The organism is Sphingopyxis sp. 550A, assembly GCF_053569535.1.
Genome location: NZ_CM131615.1, coordinates 2,164,589 through 2,180,372 on the forward strand (window position 1 = coordinate 2,164,589; position 15,784 = coordinate 2,180,372).

General features: G+C 65.9%; 18 protein-coding genes. 8 read left to right on the forward strand and 10 right to left on the reverse strand.

What is annotated here, in order from left to right; genetic code table 11:
* Positions 1-2: 2 nt before the first annotated feature.
* The 6 genes from ACVENA_RS10480 to ACVENA_RS10505 all read left to right on the forward strand — a co-directional run bounded on the left by ACVENA_RS10480 (position 3) and on the right by ACVENA_RS10505 (position 3,650).
* Complete coding sequence (locus tag ACVENA_RS10480; protein ID WP_449328738.1) at positions 3-542, forward strand: helix-turn-helix domain-containing protein; 540 nt, start codon at positions 3-5, stop codon at positions 540-542.
* An 81-nt stretch (positions 543-623) separates the two neighbouring features.
* Positions 624-935 (forward strand): hypothetical protein, encoded by a 312-nt coding sequence (locus ACVENA_RS10485; RefSeq protein ID WP_449328739.1) that lies wholly within the window; start codon positions 624-626, stop codon positions 933-935.
* Positions 936-987: 52 nt separating this feature from the next.
* Positions 988-1,485 (forward strand): hypothetical protein, encoded by a 498-nt coding sequence (locus ACVENA_RS10490; protein WP_449328740.1) that lies wholly within the window; start codon positions 988-990, stop codon positions 1,483-1,485.
* Entirely contained in the window at positions 1,425-2,009 is a 585-nt protein-coding gene (locus tag ACVENA_RS10495; protein ID WP_449328741.1) for a JAB domain-containing protein, read from the forward strand. Before ACVENA_RS10490 ends, ACVENA_RS10495 begins: the two co-directional genes overlap by 61 nt.
* The gene (locus ACVENA_RS10500; RefSeq protein WP_449328742.1) at positions 2,006-2,410 is read left to right on the forward strand and encodes a winged helix DNA-binding protein; all 405 of its coding nucleotides are present in this window, start codon (positions 2,006-2,008) and stop codon (positions 2,408-2,410) included. Before ACVENA_RS10495 ends, ACVENA_RS10500 begins: the two co-directional genes overlap by 4 nt.
* Positions 2,411-2,495: 85 nt before the next feature.
* On the forward strand, positions 2,496-3,650 hold the full coding sequence (locus ACVENA_RS10505; protein WP_449328743.1) for an acyl-CoA dehydrogenase family protein: 1,155 nt from the start codon (positions 2,496-2,498) through the stop codon (positions 3,648-3,650).
* 110 nt (positions 3,651-3,760) lie between these two features.
* Here ACVENA_RS10505 and ACVENA_RS10510 read toward each other — a convergent pair whose 3' ends face one another.
* The 9 genes from ACVENA_RS10510 to cyoA all read right to left on the reverse strand — a co-directional run bounded on the left by ACVENA_RS10510 (position 3,761) and on the right by cyoA (position 12,834).
* Positions 3,761-5,005 carry an acyl-CoA dehydrogenase family protein gene (locus ACVENA_RS10510; protein WP_257550832.1) on the reverse strand — a complete coding sequence of 415 codons (1,245 nt, stop codon included), beginning with the start codon at positions 5,003-5,005 and terminating at the stop codon, positions 3,761-3,763.
* Positions 5,006-5,195: 190 nt separating this feature from the next.
* A complete protein-coding gene (locus ACVENA_RS10515; RefSeq protein ID WP_449328744.1) occupies positions 5,196-6,110 on the reverse strand; it encodes a LysR family transcriptional regulator in 915 nt (304 codons plus the stop codon).
* Positions 6,107-6,640 carry a response regulator transcription factor gene (locus ACVENA_RS10520; protein ID WP_449328745.1) on the reverse strand — a complete coding sequence of 178 codons (534 nt, stop codon included), beginning with the start codon at positions 6,638-6,640 and terminating at the stop codon, positions 6,107-6,109. The genes ACVENA_RS10515 and ACVENA_RS10520 overlap by 4 nt, the downstream gene beginning before the upstream one ends.
* Positions 6,637-7,941, reverse strand: a complete 1,305-nt coding sequence (locus ACVENA_RS10525; protein ID WP_449328746.1) for an ATP-binding protein — start codon at positions 7,939-7,941, stop codon at positions 6,637-6,639. The genes ACVENA_RS10520 and ACVENA_RS10525 overlap by 4 nt, the downstream gene beginning before the upstream one ends.
* A complete protein-coding gene (locus ACVENA_RS10530) occupies positions 7,941-8,633 on the reverse strand; it encodes an SURF1 family protein (protein WP_449328747.1) in 693 nt (230 codons plus the stop codon). Before ACVENA_RS10530 ends, ACVENA_RS10525 begins: the two co-directional genes overlap by 1 nt.
* Positions 8,630-9,001, reverse strand: coding sequence for a cytochrome o ubiquinol oxidase subunit IV (gene cyoD, locus ACVENA_RS10535; RefSeq protein ID WP_449328748.1), 372 nt, complete (start codon positions 8,999-9,001; stop codon positions 8,630-8,632). The genes ACVENA_RS10530 and cyoD overlap by 4 nt, the downstream gene beginning before the upstream one ends.
* The gene (gene cyoC, locus ACVENA_RS10540) at positions 8,998-9,630 is read right to left on the reverse strand and encodes a cytochrome o ubiquinol oxidase subunit III (protein WP_449328749.1); all 633 of its coding nucleotides are present in this window, start codon (positions 9,628-9,630) and stop codon (positions 8,998-9,000) included. The genes cyoD and cyoC overlap by 4 nt, the downstream gene beginning before the upstream one ends.
* Positions 9,631-9,634: 4 nt before the next feature.
* Positions 9,635-11,641 carry a cytochrome o ubiquinol oxidase subunit I gene (gene cyoB / locus ACVENA_RS10545; protein ID WP_449328925.1) on the reverse strand — a complete coding sequence of 669 codons (2,007 nt, stop codon included), beginning with the start codon at positions 11,639-11,641 and terminating at the stop codon, positions 9,635-9,637.
* 14 nt (positions 11,642-11,655) lie between these two features.
* The gene (cyoA, locus tag ACVENA_RS10550) at positions 11,656-12,834 is read right to left on the reverse strand and encodes a ubiquinol oxidase subunit II (protein ID WP_449328750.1); all 1,179 of its coding nucleotides are present in this window, start codon (positions 12,832-12,834) and stop codon (positions 11,656-11,658) included.
* Positions 12,835-13,001: 167 nt separating this feature from the next.
* Here cyoA and ACVENA_RS10555 point away from each other — a divergent pair, with 167 nt between their 5' ends.
* A complete protein-coding gene (locus tag ACVENA_RS10555; RefSeq protein ID WP_449328751.1) occupies positions 13,002-14,330 on the forward strand; it encodes an MFS transporter in 1,329 nt (442 codons plus the stop codon).
* Complete coding sequence (gene mobA / locus ACVENA_RS10560) at positions 14,327-14,860, forward strand: molybdenum cofactor guanylyltransferase (protein ID WP_449328752.1); 534 nt, start codon at positions 14,327-14,329, stop codon at positions 14,858-14,860. Before ACVENA_RS10555 ends, mobA begins: the two co-directional genes overlap by 4 nt.
* Here mobA and ACVENA_RS10565 read toward each other — a convergent pair.
* Positions 14,857-15,750, reverse strand: coding sequence for an ROK family protein (locus ACVENA_RS10565; RefSeq protein ID WP_449328753.1), 894 nt, complete (start codon positions 15,748-15,750; stop codon positions 14,857-14,859). The two genes, mobA and ACVENA_RS10565, sit on opposite strands and share 4 nt — an antisense overlap.
* Positions 15,751-15,784: the final 34 nt, after the last annotated feature.

Below are 15,784 nucleotides of genomic sequence, written 5' to 3' on the forward strand. Positions count from 1 at the left end.
CGATGACGGCCGAGCGCAGCCCCCAGACCGACGGCGGCGGTTTCGACCTGCTGACCGACAAGCAGTCGGCGGTTCTGGACCTGCTCGCGAACGGCCGCACCTCAAAGGAAATCGCCGGCGCACTCGGTCTGTCCGAATCGGCGGTCAATCGCCGCATCGAGCTTTTGCGCATCCGCTTCGGCGGAATCACCCGCCTCGAACTCGCGCGGCGCTATCGCGATTGGGCTGCACTCCATGGCGCAACCGATGGTGTAGAAACTGACAGGCAAAGTCTTCGTCTCGCCGAACCCGTCGCCGCGGAGCAAGAGCCGGTCGAGGACGGCGAAGACGCCGCGTTGACCTTCAGGGATTCGGTCGCGATTTCGATCGATCCGCCCTGGACGGGCGCGGCCGAACCCAAAGTCGTCCCCAGGGTGCTCGACGGCGACAATGCCGTGCTGACCCGTGGCGCGGCGATCGCGGTCATGCTGCTCGCGACCATCGCCAGTCTCGTCCTCGGCCTTGCCGCCGCGGGCGCGCTCACGGCGACGCTCGGTCATTAGCCTTCCCTGATCCGATATTGGCGAGTTCCGGCCGCGAGCGCCGGGCCGCGGGGGAAGAAAATGACCGCCGTTCCAGCTTTCATGATCCGCATACGCAACCAGATCCGCGCCGCCGAGGCGAAGGCCGACGAGAGTCTGCTCGCCAAGCTCGACGTGATGAGCACGATCCTGCGCGCGCGGCAGGTCGAGGAGGTGCCCGCGCCGCACATCGGGCAGGACGCGATCGTCCGCCTGGGCCGCGCAATCCAATCCGACATCAGCGCCGCGAACGACGTGTTCCGCTCGCACGACGCGCTCGTCGAGGCCAGGGCGCGGATTACCGGCGGCCCCAATCACGACGACACGCCGATCTTTTCGGGCACGGGCGACCCCGGCAAGGAAGCTGCCGCCTAGGGGCCGGCCTTGGCGATTGACGCCGTTGCCGTGCAAAGCCAAACCCGCTCGGATGAGCTGGACCTGGACCTTCAATATCGTGACGATGCTGCTGCTCGTGGCCGCATCGCTGCGCTGGGGAGCCGGGCCCGAACGGATTTGCGCGGCGGTGATCGCCGCCATGGATGTCGGCGACCGCATCTATCACCTCGTGGTCGGACGCGGCACGATCTATGCATCGGTCGACGTCGGTCACTTGGTTTCCGACCTGCTCGCCGCGGCGGTCTTCATCGCCGTCGCGCTGCGGGCGAACCGGGTCTATCCTTTATGGCTTTCCGCCTTCCAGCTCGTTTCCGTCGTTTCCCATTTCGCGCGCGAAATGGACAGCAAGGTGGGAATTCTCGCCTATGCGGTGATGAATTACGCACCGTACAACCTGATCCTGCTGACGCTGGCGGGCGGAATCTGGGCGCACGCGAGGCGCGAGAGGCGCTACGGACCCTACCGGTCGTGGCGAACCTCCTCGAACCCTTCGCGGGCGGCCTCGCCGAAATCGCCGCCGACCGGCTGATCCGCCATTTCGGCGGTCTCGGCCGCGCGCTCGCCGCCTCTCCCGAACAGCTCGTCGCCGCGCTCGAAGGTGACCGGCGGCTGGCCGAGGCGATCGTCGCGGCGCGCACCCTGTTCGAGGCCGGACTGCGCGAGCGGATATCGCATGCGCCCGTATCGACGAGCGATCCGGCGTTCCGCGAATATCTGCGCTTCACCATCGGCAAGGCGCCGACCGAATGCCTGCACGCGACCTATGTGACCCGCGACTGGGGCTATCTGGCCGACGAGCAGGTAGCGAGCGGTTCGACCGGGCAGGTCGAGACCAGCCTGCGCCGCCTGCTCGGCCGCGCCTTCGACGTCGGCGCCCATGGCGTCATCCTCGCCCACAACCACCCATCGCGGTCCGCCGAGCCCAGTCCCGCCGACGTCGCGCTGACCCGGCGGATCGCCGAGCTCACCCGATCGGTCGATATCCGCCTTCTCGACCACCTGATCGTCGGCGGCACGGACATCGTCAGCATGCGCGAAAGAGGTCTGCTATGAGCCCGCAAAACTCACCTGCCCGGCCGCCCAGCGCGCACGATTCCGACGAGGCAAGCCGGCTCGTCGCGTTCGCGCAGGAGGATTATGCAAACCGGCGCCGGCGCGACCGGATTTTCCGCGCCGGCGTCTTTGCCGAGCCTGCGTGGGACATGCTGCTCGACCTCTATGTCCAGGAACATTTCGGGCGCGCGGTCAGCATCCAGAGCCTGTGCGTCGCCGCCGTGGTGCCTCCGACGACGGCGCTGCGCTGGATCGGCAGGCTCGTCGATCGCGGGCTCGTTCTCCGCACACCGTCGCGCCACGACAACCGCGTCGTCCATATCAGCCTGACGGCGGACGGGCGCGCCGGGATGGAGCAATATCTGCGCGGCCGCCGGTCTGCGAACGGAGGCGGCGTCTAGCCGGCCAGTCAGGCGTTTGCCGATTGCAGGCGGCGGCATCTGCGCTATGGGCAGCGGGTCTCAGATCGAAACCGGAAAGCCAGCGATGCCCGAAGCCTCCCATCCCGAAATCCGCGAATCCGTCCGCCGGCTGTGCGCCGACTTTCCCGGCTCCTACTGGCAGGCGCTCGACCGCGACCGCATCTATCCGACCGAATTCGTTCGCACGCTGACGCAATCGGGCTTTCTCTCGGTCCTCGTGCCCGAGGAGTTTGGCGGGGCCGGGCTCGGCCTGTCGGCGGCGACGGCGATCCTCGAGGAAATCCACCGTTCGGGCTGCAACGGCGGGGCGTGCCACGCGCAGATGTACACGATGGGCACGATCCTGAAGCACGGATCGGCCGAGCAGAAGCAGCGCTATCTGCCCGGCATCGCCAGCGGCGAGCTGCGCCTCCAGGCCTTCGGCGTCACCGAGCCGACGAGCGGCACCGACACGACGCGGATCAAGACCTTCGCGCGCCGCGACGGTGATGACTATGTTGTTTCGGGGCAGAAGATCTGGATCAGTCGCGCCGAGCACAGCGATCTGATGGTGCTGCTCGTTCGTACCACGCCGCGCGATCAGGTCGCCAAATCGTCCGACGGAATGAGTGTGCTGCTCGTCGACATGCGCGAAGCGGTCGGCAATGGCCTGACGATCCGCCCGGTGCGTACGATGCTCAACCATGCGACGACCGAACTCTTCTTCGACGACCTCCGCGTCCCCGCCGCGAACCTGATCGGCGAGGAAGGCAAGGGTTTCAAATATATCCTCGACGGCATGAATGCCGAGCGCATCCTGATCGCGAGCGAATGCATCGGCGACGGGCGTTTCTTCATCGACCGCGCGTCGGCCTATGCTTCGGGGCGCGAAGTGTTCGGGCGGCCGATCGGCGAAAATCAGGGCATCCAGTTCCCGATCGCGCGCGCGCATGTCCAGCTATCGGCGGCGGCGGCGATGGTCGATCAGGCGGCGGCGATGTTCGAGGCGGGCGAGCCGTGCGGCACCGAAGCCAATATGGCGAAGATGCTGGCGTCCGAAGCAAGCTGGTATGCCGCCGACATGTGCATCCAGACCCACGGCGGCTTCGGCTTCGCCGAGGAATATGACATCGAACGCAAGTTTCGCGAAACGCGGCTCTATCAGGTCGCGCCGATCAGCACGAACCTGATATTGAGCCATGTCGCGACGCATGTGCTGAAACTGCCGAAGAGTTTTTAAACCCGGCTTATATTCGTGTGTCCCCGCGAAGGCGGGGACCCATCTCCGGTCGGTGCGGATAGAACCGACCGGAGATAGGCCCCTGCCTTCGCAGGGGCACGACGCAACTTTTAATGCCGCCCCAGTTCCTCGCGGCCCACCACCATATAATGAACCTCGTCGGGGCCATCGGCGAAGCGCAGATGACGAACGTCGGCATAGAGGTCGGCCAGCGGCGTCCAGTGCGAGATGCCGGTCGCGCCGTGAATCTGGATCGCCTGATCGATAATCTGACACACGCGTTCGGGCACCATCGCCTTGGCCATGCTCACCCAGACGCGCGCCTGGCGATTACCGAGCAGGTCCATCGCCTTCGCCGCCTTCAGCACGATCAGCCGCAGCGCCTCGATATCGCAGCGCGCCCGCGCGATGACCTCGAGATTCTTGCCGAGCTGAGACAGCGGCCGCCCGAAGGCGGTACGCGAATTGCCGCGCTTGACCATCAGGTCGAGCGCCAGTTCAGCCTTGCCGATCGTGCGCATACAGTGATGGATGCGGCCCGGGCCGAGGCGCATCTGCGAAATTTCGAACCCCCGCCCCTCGCCGAGGAGAATATTCTCGCGCGGCACCCGGACATTGTCGAAACGCATATGCATATGGCCCTGCGGCGCATGGTCGGCGCCGAACACGCGCATCGGGCCGAGCACCTGCACGCCCGGCGTGTCCATCGGCACGAGGATCTGCGAATGCTGCCCCTTACGCGCGGCTTCGGGATTGGTCCGAAGCATGCAGATCAGGATCTTGCAGCGCGGATCGCCGGCGCCGCTGATGAAATATTTCTCGCCGTTGATCACCCATTCGTCGCCGTCGAGTACCGCGCTGGTTTCGAGATTGCTCGCGTCCGAGGAGGCGACGCCGGGTTCGGTCATCACATAGGCAGAGCGGATTTCGCCGTTCAGCAGCGGCTTCAGCCATTGCTCCTTCTGCGCGGGCGTGCCGACCATTTCGAGCACTTCCATATTGCCGGTATCGGGCGCCGAGCAGTTCAGCGATTCCGATGCGAGCGGCGATTTGCCGAGTTCGGCGGCGATATAGGCATAGTCGAGGTTGGTGAGCGGCGTCCCGGTGTCGCCGTGCGGCAGGAAGAAATTCCAGAGACCCGCGGCCTTCGCCTTGTTCTTCGCGCCTTCGAGCAGGTCGAGCTGACCCGGCGCCCAGCTCCAGCGATCGGCGCGGCCCTCGCCGAGCCGGAAGAATTCTTCGGTGATCGGATCGACATTCTCGGCGATGTGGCGCTTCACCGCGTCGAAGAGCGGCTGCGCCTCCTTCGACATGCGCAGGTCGTTGAGTTCGGCTTCGAGTTCGATCTCGGTCATAGGGGGTCTCCGCTGTGATTTGCGGCGACGCTAGCGATAATCATCCATCGATAGAAATGATAGGTTTGAATATTCGATATTCGCTTGAATAATATCCTTCCGTCATCCCGGCGAAAGCCGGGATCTCACCGGTGCATTACAAAACAAGGGCGAGATCCCGGCCTTCGCCGGGATGACGATAAAGGCGAACCTATTCCGACTTCCCCAGTTCATCCGCGATGATCGCGCGCAGCCAGCGCAGGCCGGGGTCGGCATCGGCCGCCTGGTGCCAATAGAGATAGCTGCCCCCCTGCTCGACCGGCAGCGGCATCTCGACGAGCTGCATCGGCCACATCGCATCGAGCACTTCGGCGTGCGATCGCGGCAGCGAAAAGAGCATGTCGGACGCGGCGACGATCTGCCACGCCGTGATCGCGTGCTGGCACCGCACCGCGACGCGGCGCGCGAGGCCCAGGCGGTCGAGCGCCATATCCTCCATCCCCGGCCCGTGCGGCCGCGCGGTAGCGACGATATGGTCGAGCGCCAGATAGGTATCGAGGTCGATCGCGCCATCGATGCGCGAATGCCCCTTGCGCGCCACGATGACGGGCGGCTCGGTGCCGAGATAATGGCGGCAAAGCCGGTCGTCGGCGGGCAAGGCGACATCGAGCGCGAGGTCGAGGTCACCGTTCGCGAGCGCCACCACCAGGTCGCGGCGGCGAAAGGTCACGCTCGCCAACATCGCCCGCGGCGCCTCGCTCCGCACGCGCAGCGCAAGCGCGGAGAAACGCGGCATCTCGCCCGACAGGCGCACCCCGATGCGAAATTCGCGCGCCGTTTCGGCCGGGTCGAAGGCGGTCGCGGCGTCGAGCGCGGCGTCCAGCCCGCGCAGCGCCTCGCGCACCGGCCCGGCGATCGCGCGCGCGGCCGAGGTCGGCACCAGCCGGTTGCCCTGCCGCACGAACAGCGGATCGCCGAACGCATCGCGCAGCTTCGCGAGCGCATGGCTGATCGCGGGCTGCGACAGGTTGAGGTGGCGCGCCGCCGCCGACACCCCGCCCTTCGCGTGGATCGCATCGAACACCTGGAGCAGGTTGAGATCGAAGCGCGCGAGCCGCCGCATCATTTCACCTGCCGTTTCTCGAGCTTCCGCGCGAGCGTCCGCCGGTGCATCCCCAGCCGCCGCGCGGCCTCCGAAATGTTGAAATTGGTCTCGACCAGCGTCTGGTGGATATGCTCCCACTCGACGGTCTTGATCGACGAGGGCCGCGCGTCGAGCGGGGCATCGACATTCCCCTCCGACCGATCGAACGCCGCCTCGATATCGTCGGTGTTCGACGGTTTGGCGAGATAATAGGACGCGCCCAATTTGATCGCCTCGACCGCCGTCGCGATGCTCGCGAAGCCGGTGAGCACGACGATCCGCATCGCCGGATCGGCGGCGCGCAGCATCTGGACCGCGACAAGCCCCGACGCATTGCCGAGCTTGAGATCGACCACCGCGAAGCCCGGACGCCACCCGGCCAGCAGCATTTCGGCTTCGTCGGGGCTTGCCGCGACGCGCACCTCATAGCCGCGGCGTTCGAACGAGCGCTTGAGCGTCCGCGCGAAGACGTCATCGTCCTCGACGATCAGCAATTGCCGCCGGTCGCTCATGCGCTCTCGCTTTCACGGGCCGCGACCGCCGCGAGCGGCAGCATGATCCGCACCACCGCGCCGCCGGCATCGCGATTCTCGGCGCTCGCCCAGCCGCCGAGTTTGCGCAGCACGTTGACGAGCAGGAAGAGCCCGAGCCCGCCGCCGGGGCGTCCCTTGGTCGAGCGATAGGGCTGGCCGAACCCGTCGAGCATCGCTTCGGCGAAACCCGGACCATGATCGGCGATCTCGATCACCGCGGTCTCGCCGTCGCGCGACGCGGTGATGCCGATCCAGTCGGGCGACACTTCGGCGGCGTTGTCGATGACGTTGCCGATCACCTGCCGCAGCGCCGGGTCGGAGACGATCGCAACATCAGCGCCGAAGCGGTCGCTAAGGTCGATGCGCCCGGCGAAGCGGGCCGCGTGGTCGGCGACGATATCGCCGAGGAAGGTCCGCATCGTCGTCATTTCGGGCGCGATCCCGCGCGCCTCCCCCGCCGACATCAGGATGCCGCTGACGATCGCCTTGCAGCGCCGCACCGCCGCGTCCATGTCGGCCAGATCGTCCTGAAGCTCCGCCTTTGCGAGGTCCGGCGCCCCCTTCCAGTCGCCGATCAGCACCGACAGCGTCGATAGCGGCGTCCCGAGCTCATGCGCAGCGCCCGACGCAAGCAGCCCCATGCGGACGATATGATCCTCCTCCGCCGCGCGCTGGCGGCTCGCAGCGAGCGCGGCGTCGCGGTCGCGCAGATTGCGGCTGATCCGGGTGACGAAGGCGACGAGCAGCACCGCGATCAGCAGGAAGCAGACGAGGCTGCCCTTGAGATAGAGCGCCATCGGATCGGCGGCATAGGGCGGCGGCAGGATCAGCGGGGTCGGCTCGACCGCGAGTACCCCGATCGCCGCAAGCGCCGCGACGACGATCGCCCACGACGAGGCGGGCGTGAGCAGGATCGCGCCGATCACGACCTGAAGCAGGAAAAGCGAGGCGAAGGGATTGGCGAGCCCGCCGCTGTGATGAAGCTGCCAGCCGAGCGCCGCGACATCGAACAGCAGCGCCGCGGTCAGCTCGGCATTGGTCACCGCGCGCCCGCGCCGCAGCAGCGCGAGACTGGCGAAGTTGATCGCGATCAGCACCGCGATCGCCGCCACCAGCGGCGCAAGCGGCAGGTGGATGCGCATCGGGCCGGTGACGATGGCGATCGTCGCAAGCTGCCCCCCCACCGCGAGCCAGCGGAGCTGGATCAGCAGCGCCATGTTCCGACGCCCGGCATTCGCCTCGGCGGGCGCATCGACTGGCGGGATCGTGGGCTCGGTCATCAATCCCGGATACGCCACAGCCGTCCCGCGAAAAAGAGGCTCAATGCACAAAGCGCGAACCAGGTCAGCGCATAGACCATATGATTGTCGGGAAAGCGCACGATGGTCAGCCCGCCAACCGGATAGCCGCCGGGGTTGGGCGTGGCGTCGGCATCGACGAAATAGGGCGCCGTCCGGCCCAGCCCCCTTGCCTTCGCAATCGCCGCGACATCGCGCGAATACCAACGGCCCGCCGCCGGATCGTTCGCGCGCAGGAAGGCGCCGCCGGGCTCGGTGACGCGCAGCAGGCCGGTCACCGTCATATCGCCAGCGGCGTTCCCCACCTCGCGCGTGCATGGATCGCGCCGCTCTCTCGGCACAAAGCCGCGATTGACGAGCAGCGTGAAGCGCGGGGTTTCGAGCGGCGTCAGCACCCAATAGCCCGCGCCGCGCGCCGTCACCGCCTGCACCAGCGTCTCGCGGTCGTGGCGGAAACGCCCGCGCGCGGTCACGCGGCGATAGGCGTCGTCCTTCGCATCGATCCGCGGCCACGCACCGGGGCCCGGCGCCCCGACCGGCGCTGCGTGAATGCGCGCATCGACCGCGGCGACGAGGTCATGCTTCCAGACGCGGCGATCGAGCTGCCAGACGCCGAGCGCGGCGAAACCCGCCGCCACGGCGATCAGCGCCGCGACGACGAAGCCGCGCTTCAAGGAAGCTGGCTCACATCGTGCGGCATCGGCATCATGTTGGTGTTGAGATGGTGCATCACCCACAGCGATCCCGCGAGCATGATCACGACGATGATGATCGTGAAGGTCAGCGAGGTGATCGACCAGCCGCCCTCGGCCTTCGGCGACATATGGAGGAAGAAGACCATGTGGACGACGATCTGCACCGCCGCGAAGACCATGATCACCGCCGCGGTCGCGCCATCCGACAGCGGCCGCTCCATCACCAGCCAGAAAGGAATCGCGGTCAGGATCACCGACAGGATGAAGCCGATGACATAGTCGCGCATCGAGGCGTGCGGCATCTCGATCTCGTGCGGTGCGTCCGCGGCGTGGTGGGGATCGCTCATCGCAGCACTCCCATCAGATAGACAATGGTGAAAACGCCGATCCAGACGACGTCGAGGAAGTGCCAGAACATCGACAGGCACATGACGCGGCGCTTGTTCGCGGCGATCAGCCCATGCTTGCCGAGCTGGACCATCAGCACCACCAGCCAGAGCGTGCCGAAGGTGACGTGCAGCCCGTGCGTGCCGACGAGGGTGAAGAAGCTCGACAGAAAGGCGCTGCGCTGCGGTGTCGCGCCGATCTCGATCAGATGATGGAATTCGTAGAGCTCGATCCCCAGGAAGGCGAGACCGAACAGGCCGGTGACCGCGAGCCAGAGCTGCGTTCCCTTCACCTTGCCCTGCTGCATCTGCAGCACCGCGAAGCCGTAAGTGATCGACGAGAAGAGCAGCATCGCGGTGTTGAGCGCAACCAGCGGCAGCTCGAACAGATCCTTCGGCGCCGGTCCCGCGGCATAGCTGCCGCCGAGCACCGCAAAGCAGGCGAACAGGATCGCGAAGATGAGGCAATCGCTCATCAGATAGATCCAGAAGCCCAGCATCGTGCTGTGCCCCTCGGGATGCGCGTGCTCGTCGAGGTCGTAGAACTGCACCGGCTCGTCTGCGACTGCGGTGATGGTTTTGGCGCTCATCGCATCAGGCTCCGGCCGCAAGGTGGCGGGTCCGCACGTCCTCGACCGCCGCGACGGTGGCCGCCGGAATGTCGAAATCGCGCTTGTAGTTGAAGGTATGGAAGATCGCATAGGCGATCGTCGCGACGAAGCTGGCGATCACCAGCCACCAGATATGCCAGACCAGCGCGAACCCCATCACCAGGCAAAAGGCCGCGAGGATGAAGCCGGTGCCCGTATTGCTCGGCATGTGGATATCGCGGAAGTCCGCGACCGGGCGTTGATGCCCGCGCTTCTTCATGTCGTGCCACGCGTCGAGCGAATGGATCACCGGGGTGAAGGCGAAATTATAGTCGGGCGGCGGCGAACTGGTCGCCCATTCGAGCGTGCGACCGCCCCACGGATCGCCGCCTTCGTCGGCGAGCTCCTTGCGCCGCCAGATGCTGACGCCGAACTGGATCAGCATCGCCGCAATACCCACCGCGATCACCGCGGCGCCGATGGCGGCGATCACGAACCAGATTTGCAGGCTCGGGTCGTCGAACACGCGCATCCGCCGCGTCACCCCCATCAGGCCGAGGATATAGAGCGGCATGAAGGCCATCCAGAAGCCGACCACCCAGCACCAGAAGCTGATCTTGCCCCAGAAGACGTCGAGCTTGAACCCGAACGCCTTGGGCCACCAGTAATTGATCGCCGCGAACAGGCCGAACAGGACGCCGCCGATGATGACATTGTGGAAGTGCGCGATCAGGAACAGCGAGTTGTGGAGCACGAAGTCGGCGGGCGGCACCGCGAGCAGCACCCCGGTCATCCCGCCGATGACGAAGGTCAGCATGAAGGCGACCGTCCACATCATCGGCAGCTCGAAGCGGATGCGACCGCGATACATGGTGAAAAGCCAGTTGAAGAGCTTTGCCCCCGTCGGGATCGAGATCACCATCGTCGTGATGCCGAAGAAGCTGTTGACGCTGGCCCCCGACCCCATGGTGAAGAAGTGGTGCAGCCACACAATATACGACAAGATCGTGATGCAGATCGTCGCATAGACCATCGAGGTATAGCCGAAGAGCTTTTTGCCCGAGAAGGTCGAGGTGACTTCCGAATAGACGCCGAACAGCGGCAATACGAGGATATAGACCTCCGGGTGTCCCCAGATCCAGATCAGGTTCACATACATCATCGGCGAGCCGCCGAGGTCGTTGGTGAAGAAATTGGTGCCGGCATAGCGATCGAGCGCCAGCAAGGTCAGCGTCGCGGTCAGGATCGGGAAGCTCGCAACGATCAGGACGTTCGCGCAAAGCGACGTCCAGGTGAAAACCGGCATCTTCATCAGGCCCATGCCCGGCGCACGGAGTTTCAGGATCGTCACGATCAGGTTGATCCCCGACAGGGTCGTGCCGACGCCGGCTATCTGAAGCCCCCATATATAATAGTCGACGCCGACATTGGGACTGTAGGCGATCCCCGACAGAGGCGGATAGGCGAGCCAGCCGGTCTGGGCATATTCGCCGACGAACAGCGAGATCATCGTCAGCGCCGCGCCCGAAACCGTCATCCAGAAGCTGAAATTGTTGAGGAAGGGAAAGCTGACGTCGCGCGCGCCGATCTGAAGCGGGACGATATAGTTCATCAGACCGGTGATGAACGGCATCGCGACGAAGAAGATCATGATCACGCCGTGCGCGGTGAAGATCTGGTCGTAATGGTGCGGCGGCAGATAGCCTTCGGACCCGCCGAACGCCATCGCCTGTTGCAGCCGCATCATGATCGCGTCCGAAAAGCCGCGCAGGAACATGATGAGCCCCAGGATCATGTACATGATCCCGATGCGCTTGTGATCGACGGTGGTCAGCCAGTCGCGCCACAGCCAGCCCCACAGGCGATATCTGGTGATCGCGGCCAGCACCGCGATGCCACCGATCGCGACGGCGATGAAGGTGACGACCAGGATCGGTTCGTGCAGCGGCAGCGCGTCGAGCGACAGCTTGCCGAGGAAAGGGCCGGTTGCGGGGGCGGGTTGCGGGGTGATCACGAAGGCTGCCTTCAGCTTGTCTGGCGGGGAACGGCGTTCAGCGCGGTGCGCTCGGGCGCCTGATTGGGATGGGGCAGGCCTTCGCCCTTCAGCGGCGCCGGGTTCACCGGCTTCGCATCGGGACGGTCGGCCGAGTACATCTGCTGGCTGCACAGCGCCGCGACATAGCGGACGCTCCAGTTCGCGAGGCCACCAGTTCCGCGCGCGGCGAATTTGTCATAGGTGATCGAACGGACGTTCTGGATGCCGGCGATCCCCGCGCCACCCTTCGCATCGATCGCCATCATGTCGTGCATGCACATCTTTCCCGGTTCGACGCACATGTTGACCACCGCGTCGAAAAGCTGCGGATCGACGGCGGCAAAGCGACGCACGGGCTCCTTCTGGCTCGGCTTTTCGAGCTTCAGATAGGCGGCGCGGTCAAGGTCGGCCTCGCCCGACGCCTTTGCCTCGGCGATCCATTGGTCGAACGCGGACGGTGGCAGGCTCTTCACCTTGAAGCGCATGTCGGAAAAGCCCCACCCCGAATAATTGGCCGAAAAGCCGTCGAAGGTGCCGGTCTTGTCGAACACGCCGTGGAGCTTCGTCTCCATTCCCGGCATCGCGTAAATCTGGCCCGCAAGCGCCGGGATATAAAAGCTGTTCATGACCGACGATGCCGAAATGCGAAAGCGAACCGGCCGGTTCACCGGAAGCGCGAGTTCGTTCACCGTCGCGACGCCCTGTTCGGGATAGATGAACAGCCATTTCCAGTCGAGCGCGACGACATTGACGTCGAGCGGCTTCACATCGGCCGCGATCGCCTGCCCGGGCGCGGTGCGCGCGAGCGGGCGATAGGGGTCAAGCAAATGCGTCGCGACCCAGGTCACCGCGCCGAGGCAGATGATGATCAGCAGCGGCGCCGACCAGATGACGAGTTCGAGTTGGGTCGAATGATCCCAGTCGGGCTTGTAGGTCGCCTGCCTGTTCGCCGCGCGATAGCGCCACGCGAAAAAGACCGTCAGCGCCATCACCGGCACGATGATCAGCAGCATCAGCACGGTCGAGATGATGATCAGATCGCCCTGCTGGCGCGCGACGTCGCCCGCGGGATCGAGCACGATCAGCCCACAACCCGACAGCAAAGGCAGCGCGGCGAGCAGCGGCAAAAGCCGCAAGCGAGCGGGAAAACGGGGGAGATTGCTTGGCATGATGCGCGCCTAGGCCTCCTTTGTTGCACTGCACATAGGACATTTTGTCCAATCCCGCGATCGCCGCGGATCGCGCAGGGGCAATTTCATGAAGGGCGCTTTTGCCCTATGATCGACTCGCGCCGCAAAGTCCGCTCCGGACCGGCGCCAGTAGCAGGACGCATCTTATGTCTGCCGAAACCGCGCCGTCCACCACCCAGGCCGAACGCGATGCCCGCGCGCTCTACGAAGACGACCATCGCATTTCTCCTGCCGAAATCGCGATCGGGGTCATCATAGGGCGAACGTCGGAATTTTTCGACTTTTTCGTATTCGCCATCGCCTCGGTGCTGGTGTTCCCGAAACTGGTCTTCCCGCACCTCGATCCGCTCACCGGCACGCTGTGGTCGTTCGCGATCTTCGCGCTCGCCTTTCTCGCGCGGCCGGTCGGCACGATGGTCTTTTCGTGGATCGACCGCGTCTATGGCCGCGGCGCCAAGCTGACGATCGCGCTGTTCCTGCTCGGTGGGTCGACCGCCGCGATCGCCTTCGTTCCGAGCTACGAGACCGCCGGAATCGGCGCCGCGCTGCTCCTCGCGCTCTTCCGCATGGGCCAGGGCGTGGCGCTCGGCGGCTCGTGGGACGGGCTCGCCTCGCTGCTCGCGATCAACGCGCCGGAGGGGAAACGCGGCTGGTATGCGATGATCCCGCAACTCGGAGCGCCGCTTGGTCTCATCGTTGCGAGCTTGCTCTTCATGTTCCTGATCGCGGCGCTGCCGGCGCAGGATTTTCTCGACTGGGGCTGGCGCTATCCCTTCTTCGTCGCCTTCGCGATCAATGTCGTCGCGCTCTTCGCGCGGCTGCGCATCGTCGTGACCCCCGAATATGCCGCGCTGTTCGAGGATCGCGACCTCGAACCCGCGAAACTGACCGAAACGCTGCGTTCCGAATGGCGGATCATCGCGATGGGCGCCTTCGCCCCGCTCGCGAGCTTCGCCCTCTTTCACATGGTGACGGTGTTCCCGCTGTCGTGGGTGTTCCTGTTCACCGAAGAGACGCCGGTGCGCTTCCTGATGATCGAGGCGGTCGCGGCCGCAATCGGCGTGTTCGCGATCATCGCGTCGGGCTATCTCGCCGACCGCGTCGGGCGCCGCACGCTGCTGGGCGTCACCGCCGCCGCCATCGCCGCCTATAGCGGCTTCGCACCACAGCTTCTCGGCGCGGGCGAGGTCGGCGAGGCGGTGTTCATGGTCCTCGGCTTCATCCTGCTCGGCTTTGCCTTCGGCCAGTCATCGGGTGCGCTATCGTCGAACTTCGACCCGCGCCACCGTTACACCGGATCGGCGCTGACCTCGGACCTCGCCTGGCTGTTCGGTGCGGGTTTCGCGCCGCTGGTCGCGCTGTGGTTGTCGAGCCGGTTCGGGCTGATCGCCGCAGGCGCCTATCTGCTGTCGGGGGCGATCGGGACGCTCGTCGCGTTGTGGCTCAACCGCGAGCTGGCGCGGACGATCGATTGACGGCCGCCGTCGCCCTCGCCGGTGTCGTCCTCGCGGGCGGCGCGTCGTCGCGCTTCGGCCGCGACAAGGCAGAGGAAATATACGCGGGCCGAAGGCTGATCGACTGGTCGATCGCGGCGTTGGCCCCAATTTGCGGCGTCGTCTTCGTGTCGGGTCACGCCCATCCGAGCCACGAAAGCGTGCCCGACCGGCCGCGCCCCGGGCTGGGGCCTCTCGGCGGGCTCGCGGGCGCGCTGACAGCGGCGCGCGAGGCGGGATATGAGCGCCTGCTGTCGCTGCCCTGCGATACACCGCAGCTTCCCGAGGGGGTGCTCGATCGGCTCTGCAGGTCGGACGGCGCGGCTTTTGCCCTCTCCTGCCCCGTGATCGGCATCTGGCCGAGCGCCGACGCCGACCGCCTTGCCGCCTGGCTGGCAAATGACGGCTCACGAGCAGTGCGCGCCTGGGCCGAAGCGATCGGGGCGCAGGCGGTCGAAAGCGATGCAATCGTCAATATCAATCGCGTGCAGGATATGGAAAAGCTCGGCTAACCGTCGGCTGCGCGCAGATTCCCTTCGACCTCGGTCAACGCCAACGCTCCGAGCAGCCCCGCATCGCCACCGAGCGCAGGCGCCACGATCATCTCTTCGGGCTTGCCCACGAAATAGCCTCCCGCCGCCGTCACCACTTCTCTCCGCACGCGGTCGAGCAGCCCGGGCGTTTCCATCACCCCGCCGCCTAGAATGACGCGGTCGGGCGCAAGAATCGCCTGAAAACTAACAATTGCCCGCGCCAGATACCAGGCGATGATCGCGTGCGCTTCATGTTCGGCAGGCGGGTCCGAAAGCGACGCCCCCCACCGCGCCGCAACCGCCGGACCGCTCGCTAGCCCTTCGAGGCAATCGCCGTGAAACGGGCAGATGCCGCCGAAATCCGTATCGTCCGGGTGCCGCGGCATGGCGATATGCCCCATCTCGGGGTGCGAGGCGCCGTGGATCAGCCGCCCGCCGACCACCGCACCGCCGCCAATTCCGGTCCCGACGGTCAGGTAGAGCGCCGACCGGCACCCCTGCCCCGCGCCCCAGCGATATTCGGCGAGCGCGGCGCCGTTGACGTCGGTATCGATCGCAACCGGGCAGTCCAGCGCCCGCGCAAAAGGCGCCGCCATCGCCGCCTCGCTCCAGCCGGCTTTGGTCGTTCGCGTGATATGCCCCCAGGTGGGCGATGCCGGATCGAGGTCGAGCGGGCCGAAGGAGGCGATGCCGACCGCGGCATAATCGCCGCCCTGCGCGCGCAGCCAGTCGATCGCCGCGCCGATGGTCTCGGCGGGATTCGTCGTCGCTATGCGCGTGCGTGCCGCAATCGTGCGATCGCCGTGTGCGACCCCGACGACGAATTTCGTCCCGCCCGCTTCGATCAGCGCAATCCTGTCCGTCGTCATCGCCGGCATTCTCCTATTTCCAGCCTTCGGACAG